This window comes from Allomesorhizobium aridi, from assembly GCF_043769475.1.
Lineage (GTDB): Bacteria > Pseudomonadota > Alphaproteobacteria > Rhizobiales > Rhizobiaceae > Allomesorhizobium.
In genome coordinates this window covers 5,771,384-5,787,738 of the sequence record NZ_CP171729.1, presented here as the reverse complement: position 1 = coordinate 5,787,738, position 16,355 = coordinate 5,771,384, and the positions used below count along the sequence as shown (strand labels likewise).

Sequence of the window (16,355 nt, the reverse complement as noted above, 5' to 3'; positions counted from 1 at the left end):
ACTTTCGTCAATGGCCGCTATTGGGCGGATTGTGTTGAAAAACTCAGTCTTGAAGTAGCGTCGATCAACTGATTCACTCATTGCCAGCATCCGGAGAGTCGGCCGATGATGGGTGAGCGAACGGTGGCGCAGGAGACGCTGTTTTACAGCTTCAACCTGGATCGACACGTGCCGGCGGACCATCTGCTACGCTCGATCGACCGGTTCTTGGACCTGTCGGACATCCGCGAGCACTTGCGCCCCTTCTATAGCGAGACAGGTCGGCCTTCGATTGATCCCGAGCTGATGATCCGGATGCTGATCATCGGCTATTGCATGGGCATCCGCTCCGAACGGCGTCTGTGCGAGGAAGTTCATCTGAACCTGGCGTATCGCTGGTTCTGCCGTCTTGGCCTCGAGGGCGACGTGCCCGACCACTCGACCTTCTCCAAGAACCGACACGGGCGCTTCCGCGACAGCAATCTGCTGCGCGAGCTGTTCGAGATGACGGTGGCGCGTTGCATTGCCGAGGGGCTGGTCGGCGGCGAAGGCTTCGCGGTCGACGCCAGCCTGGTCCGGGCCGATGTGAGCCGGCAGCACGCCGTCGATCGTCACGAGCAGCTGCCGCAAGAACGTGTCAGCCACGCCGTGCGAGAGTATCTGGCGGTGCTCGACGATGCCGCGTTCGGTGGCGCGACGCCGGTCACACCCAAGCAACTGGCGGTGGCCGACCCTGCCTCGCGATGGACCGCCGCGACGCGCGAGCGCGCCTTCTTCGCTTACAGCACCAACTATCTGATCGACCTCGAACATGCCGTGATCGTTGACGTCGAGGCGACCACCTCGGTACGCCAGGCCGAGGTGACTGCCCAGCGCAGGATGATCGACCGCGCGCAGGCACGGTTCGGCCTGCGGCCCGACCGGCTGGCTGCCGATGCCAGCTATGGCGATGCCGCCAACCTAGCCTGGCTGGTCGAGGACAAGGGCATTGCGCCGCACATCCCGGTGTTCGACAAATCCGCCCGCACCGACGGAACATTCGAGCGATCGGCCTTCACCTTCGACCAGAAGGATGACAGCTATATCTGTCCCGGCGGCAAGCGCCTGCGACCTCGAAACCGGAACTTTACCGTCCCCCGGTCCAATGTCGATCAGGATGGCTTCATTCGGTATCGTGCGCGCCAGCAGGACTGCAGCGACTGCGCTCTACGCCAGCGCTGCACGCCCAACATGCCGGCTCGCAAGATCATGCGATCAATCCATGAAGGCGCCCGCGACAGGGCGCGCGATATCGCCACGACCGACGCCTACCTCACTTCACGAAGGCAACGAAAGAAGGTCGAAATGTTGTTCGCGCACCTCAAACGCATCCTGAAGCTCGATCGCCTGCGCCTGCGAGGTCCAAACGGTGCCAAAGACGAGTTCCTCCTCGCTGCCACCGCCCAGAACCTCCGCAAGATCGCCAAGCTGATCCCGATGTCACCTCTGCCGGCCCCCGCCTGAGGGGGCAAGGCATCCATCGGTCACGTCGAGCGGGCCAACAACTCGCTCCGATCAGCGACTTCTTCAACACAATCGGGCGCTTTCAGCCCGTTCGCATCGATGACATCAATGTGAGCTTTCCACCCTTTTGGACGTTCGCTTGTTGCAAATTTCCCGACTAGCGATACTCAAGTAGCGGGCGAGGAGCCACAGCATTGAGGGAGCGACAGTGAAGAAGAGCAGCCCTAAGGAAGGCGAAACAGGAGACTCCCCGTCCCAACTGATCGATGAGCGAATCGCGAAACTGAGCGACTGGCGCGGCGAGACGCTCGCCCGGGTCCGGGCTCTCATCAAGGAGGCCGACCCCGACGTGGTCGAGGAGGTGAAATGGCGAAAGCCGTCGAACATGTTGGGGGTTCCGGTGTGGGAGCACGACGGCATCATCTGCACCGGCGAGACCTATAAGGACAAGGTGAAGCTGACTTTCGCCAGGGGCGCGTCGTTGGACGACCCTTCAGGCATCTTCAACTCCAGCCTCGAAGGCGGCACCAGGCGCGCCATCGATTTCCACGAGGGCGACAAGATTGATGAAGAGGCGTTGAAGGCGCTCATTCGCGCCGCCGCGGCGCTGAACATTTCGGCGCGAGCTACCGCACGCCCCGTCCGCTCTCCAAAGGGCGCCTGAGGAGCGTCGAAAGACCGACTGGCTCCATCAGCCCGGTCATCCCTAGCTCGAAGTGGCGATCTCATTGAAAATCGAAGGCGCTCAACCCCGTCACCATCTCGTCCAGCCCGAGCGGCCGCGTTACCGGCGGTTCGGCGCGCGAGAGGCAGCCGGAGCGCTCGCAGAGGCGGCAGGCAGGCCCGACCGGCGTCGAGAGGACAGCGCCTGACTTTGCGCCGCTGCCTGCTGGACGGCCCGGAAGCGCCGCGCCATAAACGATCTCGTCCTTGAAACCAATGTCGCAGCCGAGAAGAAGCGCCGTGCGGCGCGGACGCTCGGAAAACGCGCCCTGCGGCCCTTCCAGGGTGCGGGCGACGCAGAGGAATTCGGCGCCGTCCGGCATTTCGACTGCCTCGACGAAGATCTGGCCGGGCTGGGTGAATGCGGCGTGGACCGGCAGTTTCGGACAGCCGCCGCCGAAACGGTTTTGCGGAAAGCCCTGCGCGCCGGCCCTGCGGAAGCGGTGCCCGGCATTGTCGACCTCGAGCATGAAGAACGGCACGCCCGAGGCGCCCGGCCGCTGCAGCATGGTCAGGCGGTTCGCCGCCTGCTCGAAAGATACGCCGAACCGGGATTTCAGCACGTCGATGTCGTAGCGGGCGCGCGCCGCCGCCGCCTGAAACGCCTGGTAGGGCATCATCAGAGCGTGCGCTGCGTAGCGGCCAAGCTCGAAGCGGGCGATGCGCCGCGCCTCGTCGGAAGAAAGCTTCAGCGCCTGGATTTCACCCGCCACGGCAACCTGCATGCGCATCAGGCAGGCTTCCATCGCCACTTCGCGCAACTGGTCGAAGGGCGACAGGCGCTCGGAAATGAACAGGCGCTGCGAGTGGCGGTCATAGCGCCGCCGCCAGTTCGGCATCGTCGCCAGCGGCAGCACCTTGACCACGATGCCGTGTTCGCGCTTCAGCCAAGCCTTCAGCGCGCTGACCAGGTCGTCGCCCGGGTCGAGCAGGGCAGTGAACCCCTCCGCCTCCTCCTCCAGCGCCGGAAAATGGTTCGGGTGGCGCTCGAAAATCTCGCGCACCTCGTCGAACGGCAGCCTGGCGCCGAGAAGCGCGGTCGCCCTGCCCTCGCGCGCCAGAAGCTCGGAAAGGTCCGACAGCCTTTCGGCCTGTTCGCGATAGGCGCGAAACAGCTTTATCATCGCCGCAGCCGCGTTCGGAGCCGCCTCGGCGACCTCGATCAGTTCCTGGTCGCCCGGCAGTTCGCCGGCAAGCAGCGGATCGGCGAACACCTCGCGCAGCGCCGCGATCGAGCCGCGCGCCTCGCCCTGCAACTCCTCCGGTTCGACCTTGTAGACGGAGGCCAGCTTGAGGATGAGCTGCACCGTCAGCGGGCGCTGGTTGCGCTCGATGAGGTTCAGGTAGGAGGGCGAGATGCCCAGCCCCTCCGCCATCGCCGTCTGGGTCAGGCCCTTGGCGTTGCGGATGCGGCGGATGCGCGGCCCGATGAAAATTTTTTGGTCGGCCATCGATAGGACCTACGCCGCGGGCCAAAAATAATAGGAAACGAACAGGCAAATCAGTCCAACGACGCTGAGAGCAAGCTGTGCAATTAGCGGCTTTGACCTGGATCGCGTGGAACTCATCGCCGCTATCGCAGACACCGCAACTCCGGCGAAACCAACACCTGACAAAACCAGCAAGCCGTCTGAGAGTTCGCCCGCCACGAAACTCGGAAACGAGAGAACGAGCAAGGTCCCATTAAGAAATGCTGCCTGAAACACTACAGAAATGGTGGCTGGCAGGCCTATAGCGGTTCGTGGCCGAGCAGCGGCTACATCGTCCCCTCCCGTCGTTTGTCGGTAAACCAGTTCCGCAAAACCCCCAACACAGAAGAACACGATCAGAAGCTGGCACAGGGCTGCCAATGGCAGAAGCAGAGTTGGGAGAGCGGGCATTCAAACCACCGTGACCGTCAAGGTTTACAGGGATTTACACGAAATTTGCAGAATCTCTCTACAAGCCGCTTTTACAGCTTTGACAAATTTACAGCCTTCTCCAGTCAAACACAACACAGGTTTTCCCTTATTTCCCATCGCATCCGGCGATTTCTCTCGCCTGTCCCGCGCTGCAATGTAAATGAAGTCATACACGGATGCGCCACCGCACGGGAAGCCGCCAGCAAACTCGACTTACTGGAGCCAATCTATGACCGATTTTTACAACCTCGTCCCCTCCGCGCCGGAAGGCCGTTTCGACGGCATCGAACGCCCTTACACGCCGGAGGCCGTCACGCGGCTGCGCGGCTCGGTCCAGATCAAGTACAGTCTCGCCGAAATGGGCGCCAACCGGCTCTGGAAGCTCATCCACGAGGAGGATTTCGTCAACGCGCTCGGGGCGCTTTCGGGCAACCAGGCCATGCAGATGGTGCGCGCGGGCCTGAAGGCGATCTACCTGTCGGGCTGGCAGGTCGCGGCCGACGCCAACACCGCGTCCGCCATGTATCCCGACCAGTCGCTCTATCCGGCCAACGCCGCGCCCGAACTCGCAAAACGCATCAACAAGACGCTGCAGCGCGCCGACCAGATCGAAACCTCCGAAGGCAACGGGCTGTCGGTCGACACATGGTTCGCGCCGATCGTCGCCGACGCCGAAGCCGGTTTCGGCGGTCCGCTCAACGCCTTCGAGATCATGAAGGCCTTCATCGAGGCGGGCGCCGCCGGCGTTCACTATGAGGACCAGCTGGCGTCCGAGAAGAAGTGCGGCCATCTCGGCGGCAAGGTGCTGATCCCGACCGCCGCCCACATACGCAACCTCAACGCCGCGCGGCTCGCGGCCGACGTGATGGGCGCGCCGACGCTGGTCATCGCCCGCACAGACGCCGAGGCTGCCAAGCTGCTCACCTCCGACATCGACGAGCGCGACCAGCCTTTCGTCGACTACAGCGCCGGCCGTACCGTCGAGGGTTTCTACCAGGTGAAAAACGGGCTGGAGCCCTGCATCGCGCGCGCCGTCGCCTATGCGCCGCATGCCGACCTGATCTGGTGCGAGACCTCGAAGCCGGATCTGGCGCAGGCGAAGAAGTTCGCAGAGGGCGTGCGCAGGCATCACCCCGACAAGCTGCTGGCCTACAACTGCTCGCCGTCCTTCAACTGGAAAAAGCACCTGGACGACGCGACGATCGCCAAATTCCAGCGCGAGCTCGGCGCCATGGGCTACAAGTTCCAGTTCATCACGCTGGCCGGCTTTCACCAGCTGAACCATGGCATGTTCGAGCTCGCGCGGGGATATCGCGACCGGCAGATGGCGGCCTATTCGGAGCTGCAAGAAGCCGAATTTGCTTCCGAGGCGAACGGCTACACCGCCACCAAGCACCAGCGCGAGGTCGGCACCGGCTATTTCGACGCCGTCTCGATGGCGATCACCGGCGGCCAGTCCTCGACTACGGCGATGAAAGAATCGACCGAGCACGACCAGTTCAAGCCGGCAGCGGAATAGCCGCGGCAACAGCAACCTGAACGGAGAGAAGGCATCATGGTCATGACCGAAGAACGTCCGAAAACCCGCGTCAAGGAACGCGCCGAGGAACAGTCCTCGGCGATGACGGGAGACCAACAGGCGGCGATCCGCATGCTGGCCAACGACCTGCACCGGCTCAACCAGTCGGTGATGAAGGCGGTCGAGGCCGGCGTGTCGGTCGAACTCGTCCGCTCCGCGCGTCATCACGGCGGCAAGGGAAACTGGGGCGATCTGCTCATCCCGGTCATCGTCACCCAGTCTAACAGCGGCTAATACGATTAAAATACAATCCAGTTTCGCGCCTGTATCGATTCTGGAGTCGCTTTATCCTGATTGCAACGCGGCCGGCTTCCAACTCGACTGGAGGCCGGCTGTCTCTTCTTCGGGCCCGAAGAAAGTTCGCACGATTTGTGCTTGACGTCATCCGCACGCAGGTTATGTTCCCGCCACGCAACCGTAAATTGAAGCGCTTGACGATCGGCATTCCCAGCCATGACCTATTCCGGCCCCGAGCGGGCAATCCGCCAGCATGTGAACGCAAGCCCGGACGACGCTCGGGACCTGGTGCCGGATTTCTCCCGGGTTCTCGTCGTCGGGCACTCGCCGGTGAACCGCGTCGTCGTTTCCAAAATCATCGAAAAGTCAGGCCTCAAGCCGATTTCCGAAACGCCGGAAGCAGCGGCCAGAACACTGCGCTCGATGTTTCCGGGCACCGTCATTCTCGACGGCGGCGCCGACAACAGGGATTGCGAGGGCCTGATGGCGCGGCTTGCCTCGTTGCGCAGCGCATGCCGCCACAACGCGCCCTCCGTAATTCTGCTAGCGACGAAATCGCGTTGCAAAGCTGATCCGGCGCCGCTCGCCGCCGTCGACGCGGTGGTGGCCAAGCCGATCACGACGGAACTCCTGCAGCCCGTCATCGACCGCCTGCTCGAACGGGCGCGCCAGTAGCCCCTTCCTTTCCATCATGCGGCCCGGCTATACTGCGAAATCCGCAACCGCAATCTGGTGATTGATGCCGCCTGCAAAGAAGGAAGTCCGCCCGTCGAGCCGCGGGGGACGCGCCCGCACGCCCGCATTCGTGAAAAATCTGCGCGGCGTGAAGAACTGGAAGGAAACCAGCGAGTGGCTGGAATGGCGCGGCATCGAGGACATCGAGTGCATCACCCCCGATCAGGCCGGCGTCGCCCGCGGCAAGATGATGCCGTCGAAGAAGTTCACCTCCAACACCTCGCTGGCCTTGCCTTCGGCGGTGTTCATGATGACGATTTCGGGCGGCTACCCGGAAAACGGCAACGGCTTCTCCTATCCGGAGGATGACGGCGACCTGAAGCTGATGCCTGACCTGTCGACGCTGTCGGTGGTGCCGTGGGAGACCGACCCGACCGCGCAGGTCATCTGCGATCTCGTCCACCAGGACGGCCGTTCCGTCGAGTTCACGCCGCGCAACGTCCTGAAGCGCGTGGTCGCAGCATATGAGAAGCGCGGCCTGAGGCCGGTCGTGGCGCCCGAGATCGAGTTTTATCTGGTGCGCAAGAACCCCGACCCCGACTATCCGCTTGTGCCGCCCGTCGGCCGCTCGGGCCGCCCCATCGGGGGCGGGGCGGGCTATTCCATCGCCGGCGTCAACGAGTTCGACGAGCTGATCGACGACATCTATCATTTCTCCGAGAGCCAGGGCCTGGAGATCGACACGCTGATCCACGAGGAGGGCGCGGGCCAGCTCGAGATCAACCTTCGCCACGGCGACCCGGTCGAGCTCGCCGACCAGGTGTTCCTGTTCAAGCGCACCATCCGCGAGGCGGCGCTGAAGCACGAGACCTACGCCACCTTCATGGCCAAGCCGATCCAGGGCCAGCCCGGCTCGGCCATGCACATCCACCAGTCGATCATCGACAGGAAGACCGGCAAGAACATCTTTTCCAATCCGGATGGCGGCGAGACCGAGGCCTTCGGCCATTTCATCGGCGGGATGCAGAAACATGTGCCCAACGCGCTGGTGATGTTTGCGCCCTACGTCAACTCCTATCGCCGGCTGACGCAGGCGGCCTCCGCTCCGGTCAACACCAAATGGGGCTACGACAATCGCACGGTCGCCTTCCGCGTGCCCCGCTCCGACCCGGCCGGCCGCCGGCTCGAAAACCGCATCCCCTCCTCCGACGCCAATCCCTATCTGGCGCTCGCCGCCTCGCTCGCCTGCGGGCTGATCGGCATGTCGAAACAGATCGCGCCCGACGCGCCGATGCTGACCACCGCGAACGAGGACGCGATCGACCTGCCGCGCAGCCTGCTCGAGGCAGTCGACCTGTTCGAGGCCGACGAGGACCTGAAGGACCTGCTCGGCCACTCCTTCGCCGCCACTTACGCGGCGATCAAGCGGGCGGAATTCGAGACCTTCATGGAGGTCATCAGCCCGTGGGAGCGGGAATATCTGCTGTTGAATGTGTGAGGGCGATTGGGCGCCTGCCTTCTCCCCTGTGGGAGAAGGTGGATCGGCGCGCAGCGCCGAGACGGATGAGGGATGTTGGAAGAAATGACACGTCTGCAATCCGTCCAGCACCCCTCATCCGACCTCGCTTCGCTCGCCCACCTTCTCCCACAAGGGGAGAAGGTCAGGAGGCTTCATTGACCTATCAATCTCCGATTTCGCCAGGCCGCTCATGGTATGAAGATACGGCTGGGCCAAGACCTGAGTACCCGGCCCTCGACGGCGATGCCAAAGCCGATGTCGTCATCATCGGCGGCGGCTTCACCGGCTTGTCAGCCGCGGCGCACCTTGCCAAATCCGGCGTCGACGTCGTGCTTATCGACGCGAACCGCTTTGGCGACGGCGCATCGGGGCGCAATGGCGGCCAGTTGGGCACCGGCCAGCGCGGCTCGCTCGACGACATGGAGGCCGCCTATGGCTGGACGCGGGCCAAGGCGCTGTTCGACCTCGCCGAGGAAGCCAAGGTGCACCTTCTCGAATTCGCACGCGTCAACGCCATCGACATCGACTTCATGCCGGGACAGATCTCGGTCGCGCACAAGAAGCGCTATGTCAACGACTACCGCCGCTACGCCGACTACATGCGCGAGAAGGCCGGCTACCCGCACATGACCTTCATGAACGCCGCCGAAACCGCCGAGCGCCTGGGCTCGACCCATTACTACGGCGGCATACGCGACACCGGCACCGGCCATATCCACCCGCTGAAGCTGGTCATCGGCAGCGCGCGGGTTGCGGCCGAAGCCGGCGCGCGGCTTTTCGAGAACACGCGTTCCACAAGCATTTCGTCCATCGGCGGCAAAATCCGCGTGGCGACGGCGACCGGTGCGATCACCGCCGAAAAATGCCTGGTCGCGGTCAACGCTTATGGTGGCGAACTCGAACCGGTCAGCGCCTCGCACATCATGCCAATCGGCTCGTTCATCGGCGCGACCGTGCCGCTTCCGGCCGACAGCCCGGTGCTTCCGGGCGGTGAATCCGTCGACGACTCCCGCTTCGTGGTGCGCTATTTCCGCAAGACACGCGACAACCGGCTGCTGTTCGGCGGCCGCGAGATCTACACGGTCCACGACCCCAAGGACATCCACATCCACATCCGCCGCCAGATCGCCGAGATCTATCCGGCGCTGAAGGATATCGAGATCACCCATGGCTGGGGCGGTTATGTCGGCATCACCGTGCCGCGCAAGCCGTTCGTCCGCGAGGTGATGCCGGGCGTGATCTCAGCCGGCGGCTATTCCGGCCACGGGGTCATGCTGTCCAACTTCGTAGGCAAGCTCTACGCCGAAACGGTTGCCGGCAACCGCGACCGGTTGAAGCTGTTCGAGGAGTTGAACATCCCGCCCTTCCCCGGCGGCCGCCGCCTGCGCGCCCCACTGCTTTTCCTCGCCCTCAACTGGTTCGCGCTGAGGGACAGGATTTAGGCGATAGCCCCTCCCGCATAATCCCTGGCAGTTTCTCCTGCGGGAACGCCGGTCATGACGGTGATCTGCGGGGAGGAACCGGTGTTTCGGGAAAGCGGCTAACGTGGCCGCGGAAGCGGAAGGTCGCCCGGAGTTTCCACGACTGTCCGCTCAGACGGGCACGAGGCGCCGTATATCGCTCGCGTCGGCATGGTAAACCATCGGCGTATGCCGGCAGGTCCATAGGCTCGGAAACGGGGGGTTGAAAAAATCACCGGCGGGGCACGGAGTTCGCGCCCCGTATAAAAATTAGGAAGGCGTTGGCCTCGCGCCCCGCTTCCCTACTTCACTCGCAATTGGCCAGGGCGGAAACGCAGCGTGGCAATGGAGAGATGCGCGCCTCTCCCTTCTCCCCTGTGGGAGAAGGTGGATTGGCGCGAAGCGCCAAGACGGATGAGGGGTGTTGGAAGAAATGAGGCGGGGAATACGGGACGCATACAATGCCGAAACGCGATCAATCACCAGCGTGGCACTCCACGCAGCACCCCTCATCCGACCTCCCCTTCACAAGTTCAGGGTCGGCCACCTTCTCCCACAAGGGGAGAAGGAAGCCCCGCCTCACCCCCTGGCGAAGGCGAGCAGGTCGTCGTTGAGCTGCTGCTTGTGGGTGTCGCCGAGCCCGTGCGGCGCGCCGGGATAGACCTTCAGCGTCGCGTTCGCGACCAGCTTGGCGGCGGCGTGGGCGGAGCGGCCGATCGGCACGATCTGGTCGTCGTCGCCGTGGACAATCAGCGTCGGAACGTCGAACTTCTTCAGATCCTCGGTGAAGTCGGTCTCCGAAAACGCCTTGATCGAGTCGTAAGCGTTCTTGTGGCCGGCCATCATGCCCTGCAGCCAGAAGGCGTCGATCATGCCTTCAGAGGCGGTCGCGCCCGGACGATTGAAGCCGAAGAACGGGCCGCTGGCGAGATCGCGATAGAGCTTCGACCGGTCGGCTATCGAGGCCGCGCGCAGGCCGTCGAACACTTCCATCGGGAGCCCTTCGGGATTGGCCTCGGTCCTGGCCATCAGCGGCGGCACGGCCGAGATCAGGCCGGCCTTGGCGACGCGGCCGGTGCCGTGGCGGCCGATGTAGCGGGTGATCTCGCCGCCGCCGGTGGAGAAGCCAACGAGGAAGACGTCCCTGAGATCCAGCGCCTCGATGACGTCCGCCAGGTCGTCGGCATAGTGATCCATGTCGTTGCCGTCCCACGGCTGGCTGGAGCGGCCGTGGCCGCGGCGATCGTGGGCGATGACGCGGAAGCCATTGGAGGCCAGATGGAGCGCCTGCGATTCCCAGCTGTCGGCGCTGAGCGGCCAGCCATGGCTGAGCACAACGGGCTGCCCTTTGCCCCAGTCCTTGTAGTAGATTTCAACGCCGTCGCGGGTGACGATCTTGCTCACGGTCTTTCTTCCTTCTGCTTGGGTGGACGATGCTGTGGTGGAACTTGCCGACGCGGCGGGCGCGCTTGCAAGGCCGGCGGCGGCTGCGCTGCCGGCAAAAAAATTGCGGCGGGAGAGGAGAGTATCGGCAAACGATGCACGGTCGGTCATTTTCAGCTCCTTCGGGCTTTCTCGGCTTCGAGGCGGAAGCGCCGTCTGCATGTCTGCACTGCGCTGCCGTCTGGTTGTGTTGATAGCCCGCGGCTCCTAAGCTCGCGCTTGGCGAAACTGACATTAAGCGGGACGGAACTGACAAATATGACGATGGGCGACGAGCCGGTCGAAATCGGCATACTGATCTATCCCGAGGCGCAGAGGGCGGCGATCCACGGGCTGACGGACCTGTTCCATGTCGCCAATCAAATGAGCGAGGAGCGCGGCGGCCGCGCGCCGGCGCTGCTCAGGGTCACGCATTGGCAGATGTCGGCGGACGGCCGCGAGGTCGCGAAAATCTTCGACAGCCATCCGGGGCCGAGCGCCGGCCCGGCCGCGTTGCTTCTGCCGCCGAGCCTGACCACGGAACTGCCGGTCGGCGACCGCGTCGGCTGCCTGCCCGACTGGATCAGGAGCCGGCATGCGGCCGGCGCGATGGTCTGCTCGATCTGCGGCGGCGCCTACCTACTGGCCGAATCCGGGCTGCTCGACGGCCGCCGCGCCACCACCCACTGGAGCCATGCCGAGCAGATCGCCGCGCGTTTTCCGCGTATCCGCCTCGATATCGGCAAGCTCATCATCGACGACGGCGACATCATAACGTCTGGCGCGATGATGGCGTGGATCGACCTCGGGCTGAAGCTGGTTGGAAGGTTCATGGGGCCGGGCGTCACGCTGGCCACGGCGCGCTTCATGCTGGTCGATCCAGCCGGGCGCGAGCAGGCCTTCTACACCACCTTCGCGCCGAAACTGCATCATGGCGACGGCGCGGTGCTGAAGATCCAGCACTGGCTCCAGGCGCATCACGCCGACAGAATTTCACTGCAGATGATGGCCGAGAGGGCAGGCATGGGCGAGCGGACGTTCCTGCGCCGCTTCCAGAAAGCCACCGGGCTCAACCCGACCGAATATCTCCAGCAATTGCGCATCGCCAAGGGGCGCGAACTGCTAGAGATTTCCAGCCTCAAGGTCGAGCAGGTCGCTTGGCAGATCGGCTACGAAGATCCCGGCGCGTTCCGCAAAATATTCCGCCGGATACTGGGTCTCTCGCCCGGCGAATACCGCCGCCGCTTCTTCGTGGGAGACCTGGAGGAGAGCCGGGCGGCCACTCCCCTGGAGGTGGGGTCGCTGCCGGCCTGAAGCGCCTCAGATGCAGCGCCCGCCGTCGACCTCCAGCGCCACGCCCGTGATGAAGGCTGCCTCGTCGGAGGCGAGCCAAAGGGCGGCGTTGGCGATATCGAGCGGCGTCGACAGCCGGCCGAGCGGGATCGAGGCGCGGAATTTCGCGCGCAGTTCCGGCGTGTCCTCGCCCATGAACTGCGCCAGCATGCCCGTTTCGCCCGCCACCGGACATAAGCAATTGACGCGGATGTTCTTCGGCGCAAGTTCGACCGCCATGGACTTGGTCGCGGTGATCGCCCAGCCCTTGGAGGCGTTGTACCAGGTCAGTCCCGGGCGCGGCCTGAGGCCTGCGGTCGAGGCGGTGGTGAGGATGACGCCGCCGCCCTGCGCTTCCATGATCGGAACCACGGCGCGGGCGGCGTGGTAGATCGCCTTCATGTTGACGGCGGTGATCAGGTCGAAAATGTCTTCTTCGACCGCCAGCATGTCGCCGTTCCGATGCGTGTAGCCGGCATTGTTGACCATGATGTCGATGCGGCCGAAGGCGGCCATCGCCGCCTCTACCATCAGGTCGAATTCCGATTGCAGCGAAACGTCGGTGGTCACCGCGATGGCCGACGCGCCGATCTCGGCCGCGACGCGCTCCGTGCCCTTGGCGTTCAAATCGGCGACGACGACTTTCGCGCCCTCTTCGGCAAAGCGCTTCGCCATGCCCTCGCCGAACCCCGATGCCGCGCCGGTGATGATGGCGACCTTGTCTTTCAGACGCATAGTTGCTCCGTTTTGAGATGAATGGTGCCGCCCCTCACCCTCTCCCCGTGAAGGACGGGGAGAGGGAGATCGCCAAGAGCGCCGCTTATCTCCTCTCCCCGTCCTTACGGGGAGAGGATGCCGGCAGGCAGGTGAGGGGCAGCGCAAAATTAGCCATGATTGAATACAATGGTCTTAGTAGCGCTCATGTCGTAGAGCGCCTCGAAACCTTTCTCGCGGCCGTGGCCGGATTTCTTGAAGCCGCCGAAGGGCAGTTCGATGCCGCCGCCCGCGCCGTAGCCGTTGACGAAGACCTGGCCGGCCCGCACCCGCTTGGCGACGCGGTGCTGGCGGCCGCCATCCCTGGTCCATATGCCCGCGACCAGGCCGAAATCGGTGGCGTTGGCGAGTTTCACCGCTTCGTCCTCGCCCTCGAACGGGAACAGTGTCAGCACCGGCCCGAAGATCTCCTGCCGCGCGATGGCAGCCTGCGGATCGACCGAACCGAACAGCACAGGCGCGTGGTAATAGCCGCCGGACGGGGCATCCGGATGAACCGAACCTTTGGCGAGAATCGGAACGCCCGCCTCTTCGGCCGCCGCGACCATGCCGGCGACCTGGCTTTTCTGCTTCGGGTTGATCAGCGCGCCGAGATCGAGATCGGCGTCGTGCGGACCGGCGACCAGTTTCGAAAAGCGCTCAGCGAGGCCTGCGGCGACCACCTCGTACACCGGCCGCTCGACTAGCACCCGGCTGCCTGCCGAGCAGGTCTGGCCGCCATTCTGGATGATCGCGTTGACGAGGACGGGAAGCGCCTTCTCGATTTCGGCGTCGGCAAACACGATCTGCGGCGATTTCCCGCCGAGTTCCATGGTGACGCCGCGATTGTTGATCGCCGCCGCCTGCTGGATGGCTGTGCCGGTCATCGGCGAACCGGTGAAGGTCACGTAGTCGACCAGCGGATGCGCCGAAAGCGCTGCTCCGGCGTCACGGCCATAGCCGGTCACGACGTTGAAAACGCCTTCGGGAAAGCCGGCCTCCAGCGCCAGTTCGGCCATGCGGATTGCGGTCAGCGACGCGTCCTCGGCGGGTTTTACAACCAGCGTGTTGCCCATGGCGAGCGCCGCACCGGCAACGCGGGCGAGGATCTGCAGCGGGTAGTTCCACGGGATGATGCCGGCGACGACGCCGTGCGGTTCGCGCAGCGTCAGCGCCGTGTAGCCGTCGAGGAACGGGATGGTGTCGCCATGGATCTTGTCGCCGGCGCCGCCGTAGAACTCGTAGTAGCGCATGGTGGCGGTGACGTCCGCCTTGCCCTGCCGAACCGGCTTGCCGGTGTCGCGTGATTCGAGCGCGGCGAGTTCGGCGCCGTCCCGCTCGACCAGATGGAAAAGCCGGGTCAGGCAGCGGCCGCGCTCGACCGCCGGCATCCTCGCCCACGGACCGTCGTCAAAGGCCCGCCGCGCCGCCTTTACGGCGCGGTCGACATCGGCCGCCCTAGATGCAGGTATGGAGGCGAAAGCCTTGCCGTCGGACGGGCAGACCACGTCGATGCGCTCGCCCGACAGCGCGTCCACGGGCTTGCCGTCGATGAACTGCATGAAGGCGCGGCCCTCGGCAACCGTTGCGGAAAGATGCGTGCCCATCGGTATTTCTCCTTGGCTTTCGCCCGTGCCGCCATATGTTGCGGCACCGTCACAAGGCGCAACTATCACTCCCGTCAAACAAGCGGGTTGCGCCAGTGTCAAGTTTGAAGATGTGACAGTCTGACACTGGCCATATTAAATCGATTAGATTATAGCAGCGACCGTCAGGTATACGGAACCACCATGACCAGCCAGATCATCCCCGTCGAACCATTCGATTTCATTGTCTTTGGCGGCACCGGCGACCTCGCCGAGCGCAAGCTCCTGCCTTCGCTCTACCATCGCCAGCGCGCCGGGCAGTTTTCCGAACCGACCCGAATCATCGGCGCATCGCGCTCCAAAATGAGCGACGAAGAGTTCCGCGCCTTCGCCCGCAAGGCGATCGCCGAGCACGTCAAACCCGAGGACACGGTCGGCGACCAGGTCGAGAGATTCCTCGCCCGGCTGTCTTACGTTTCTGTCGACGCCAGGAGCGGCGAAGGTTTTTCCGGTTTAAAGAAGGCGATCGGCGCCAATGAAGGGATCCGTGTCTTCTACCTTGCCGTCGCGCCAGCATTGTTCGGCGACATCGCCGGCAATCTGCAGGAACACAAGCTGGTTTCGCCCAACTCCCGCATCGTGGTGGAAAAGCCGATTGGGAGAGATCTGGCGTCCGCGCGTGCGCTGAACGACCAGATCGGCGCGGTCTTCGACGAGCAGCAGATCTTCCGCATCGACCATTATCTCGGCAAGGAGACGGTGCAGAATTTGATGGCGCTGCGCTTCGCCAATGCGCTCTACGAACCGCTATGGAACTCCGCCCATATCGACCACGTGCAGATAACCGTGGCGGAAACCGTCGGGTTGGAAGACCGCGTCACCTATTACGACAAGGCCGGCGCGCTGCGCGACATGGTGCAGAACCACATTCTGCAGCTTCTTTGTCTCGTGGCGATGGAAGCGCCGGGCTCTATGGAGGCGGATTCCGTCCGCGACGAGAAGCTGAAGGTGCTGCGCTCCCTGAAGCGCGTTAATGGCGCGGAGGCTCCAAGATCGACGGTTCGAGGACAGTACCGCGCCGGCGCATCTTCGGGCGGCGCGGTGAAGGGCTACATCGAGGAGCTCGGCAACGGCCAGAGCAACACCGAGACTTTCGTCGCCATCAAGGCCGAGATCGCCAACTGGCGCTGGGCCGGCGTGCCGTTTTATCTCCGGACCGGAAAACGCCTCGCCTCGCGCGTCTCGGAGATCGTCATTGAGTTCAAGCCGATCCCGCATTCGATCTTCGGCGAAGGCGCCGGCAACATCTGTGCGAACCAATTGGTGATCCGGCTGCAGCCCGACGAAGGCGTCAAGCAGTGGATCATGATCAAGGATCCCGGGCCGGGCGGCATGCGGCTGCGGCAGATAGCGCTCGACATGAGCTTTGCGGAATCGTTCCAGGAGCGCAATCCGGACGCCTACGAGCGGCTGATCATGGATGTCGTGCGCGGCAACCAGACGCTGTTCATGCGGCGCGATGAGGTCGAGGCCGCCTGGAAGTGGATCGACCCGATCCTCGGCGCCTGGGAGGACAGCCGCCAGGAGGCACAGGGCTATACCGCCGGAACATGGGGCCCGTCCGCCTCGATCGCGCTGATCGAGCGTGACGGTCGCACGTGGCACGAGAGCGACTGAGGCGGGATC

At 64.0% G+C, this 16,355-nt stretch carries 13 protein-coding genes; 9 read left to right on the top strand and 4 right to left on the bottom strand.

From position 1 onward, the window contains the following. Nucleotides 1-105: 105 nt before the first annotated feature. Nucleotides 106-1,482 carry a transposase gene (locus ACG873_RS30610; protein ID WP_394889650.1) on the top strand — a complete coding sequence of 459 codons (1,377 nt, stop codon included), beginning with the start codon at nucleotides 106-108 and terminating at the stop codon, nucleotides 1,480-1,482. 208 nt (nucleotides 1,483-1,690) lie between these two features. Then, complete coding sequence (locus ACG873_RS30605) at nucleotides 1,691-2,146, top strand: DUF1801 domain-containing protein (RefSeq protein ID WP_394889648.1); 456 nt, start codon at nucleotides 1,691-1,693, stop codon at nucleotides 2,144-2,146. 61 nt (nucleotides 2,147-2,207) lie between these two features. On the opposite strand, the gene ACG873_RS30600 is transcribed toward ACG873_RS30605, so the two are convergent. Next, nucleotides 2,208-3,656, bottom strand: a complete 1,449-nt coding sequence (locus tag ACG873_RS30600; RefSeq protein ID WP_394889646.1) for a helix-turn-helix domain-containing protein — start codon at nucleotides 3,654-3,656, stop codon at nucleotides 2,208-2,210. Nucleotides 3,657-4,335: 679 nt separating this feature from the next. Between ACG873_RS30600 and aceA the strand changes: the two genes are divergently transcribed. The 5 genes from aceA to ACG873_RS30575 all read left to right on the top strand — a co-directional run bounded on the left by aceA (nucleotide 4,336) and on the right by ACG873_RS30575 (nucleotide 9,558). Next, on the top strand, nucleotides 4,336-5,625 hold the full coding sequence (gene aceA / locus ACG873_RS30595) for an isocitrate lyase (protein WP_394889644.1): 1,290 nt from the start codon (nucleotides 4,336-4,338) through the stop codon (nucleotides 5,623-5,625). A 36-nt stretch (nucleotides 5,626-5,661) separates the two neighbouring features. Further along, nucleotides 5,662-5,919 (top strand): hypothetical protein, encoded by a 258-nt coding sequence (locus tag ACG873_RS30590; protein WP_394889642.1) that lies wholly within the window; start codon nucleotides 5,662-5,664, stop codon nucleotides 5,917-5,919. 219 nt (nucleotides 5,920-6,138) lie between these two features. Then, nucleotides 6,139-6,597 (top strand): response regulator, encoded by a 459-nt coding sequence (locus tag ACG873_RS30585; RefSeq protein ID WP_394889640.1) that lies wholly within the window; start codon nucleotides 6,139-6,141, stop codon nucleotides 6,595-6,597. A 64-nt stretch (nucleotides 6,598-6,661) separates the two neighbouring features. Next, nucleotides 6,662-8,095, top strand: a complete 1,434-nt coding sequence (locus ACG873_RS30580; RefSeq protein ID WP_394889638.1) for a glutamine synthetase family protein — start codon at nucleotides 6,662-6,664, stop codon at nucleotides 8,093-8,095. Between the two features lie 176 nt (nucleotides 8,096-8,271). Continuing rightward, complete coding sequence (locus ACG873_RS30575) at nucleotides 8,272-9,558, top strand: NAD(P)/FAD-dependent oxidoreductase (RefSeq protein WP_394889637.1); 1,287 nt, start codon at nucleotides 8,272-8,274, stop codon at nucleotides 9,556-9,558. A gap of 597 nt (nucleotides 9,559-10,155) precedes the next feature. Here ACG873_RS30575 and ACG873_RS30570 read toward each other — a convergent pair. Further along, complete coding sequence (locus ACG873_RS30570; protein ID WP_394889635.1) at nucleotides 10,156-11,130, bottom strand: alpha/beta fold hydrolase; 975 nt, start codon at nucleotides 11,128-11,130, stop codon at nucleotides 10,156-10,158. 147 nt (nucleotides 11,131-11,277) lie between these two features. Between ACG873_RS30570 and ACG873_RS30565 the strand changes: the two genes are divergently transcribed. Continuing rightward, a complete protein-coding gene (locus tag ACG873_RS30565) occupies nucleotides 11,278-12,312 on the top strand; it encodes a GlxA family transcriptional regulator (RefSeq protein ID WP_394889633.1) in 1,035 nt (344 codons plus the stop codon). Nucleotides 12,313-12,318: 6 nt separating this feature from the next. Here the strand turns inward: ACG873_RS30565 and ACG873_RS30560 are convergent, their stop codons facing one another. Further along, entirely contained in the window at nucleotides 12,319-13,065 is a 747-nt protein-coding gene (locus tag ACG873_RS30560) for an SDR family oxidoreductase (protein WP_394889631.1), read from the bottom strand. A 149-nt stretch (nucleotides 13,066-13,214) separates the two neighbouring features. Continuing rightward, the gene (locus tag ACG873_RS30555; protein ID WP_394889629.1) at nucleotides 13,215-14,690 is read right to left on the bottom strand and encodes an aldehyde dehydrogenase family protein; all 1,476 of its coding nucleotides are present in this window, start codon (nucleotides 14,688-14,690) and stop codon (nucleotides 13,215-13,217) included. A 183-nt stretch (nucleotides 14,691-14,873) separates the two neighbouring features. Here ACG873_RS30555 and zwf point away from each other — a divergent pair, with 183 nt between their 5' ends. Continuing rightward, complete coding sequence (gene zwf, locus ACG873_RS30550) at nucleotides 14,874-16,346, top strand: glucose-6-phosphate dehydrogenase (protein ID WP_394889627.1); 1,473 nt, start codon at nucleotides 14,874-14,876, stop codon at nucleotides 16,344-16,346. Nucleotides 16,347-16,355 lie beyond the last annotated feature (9 nt).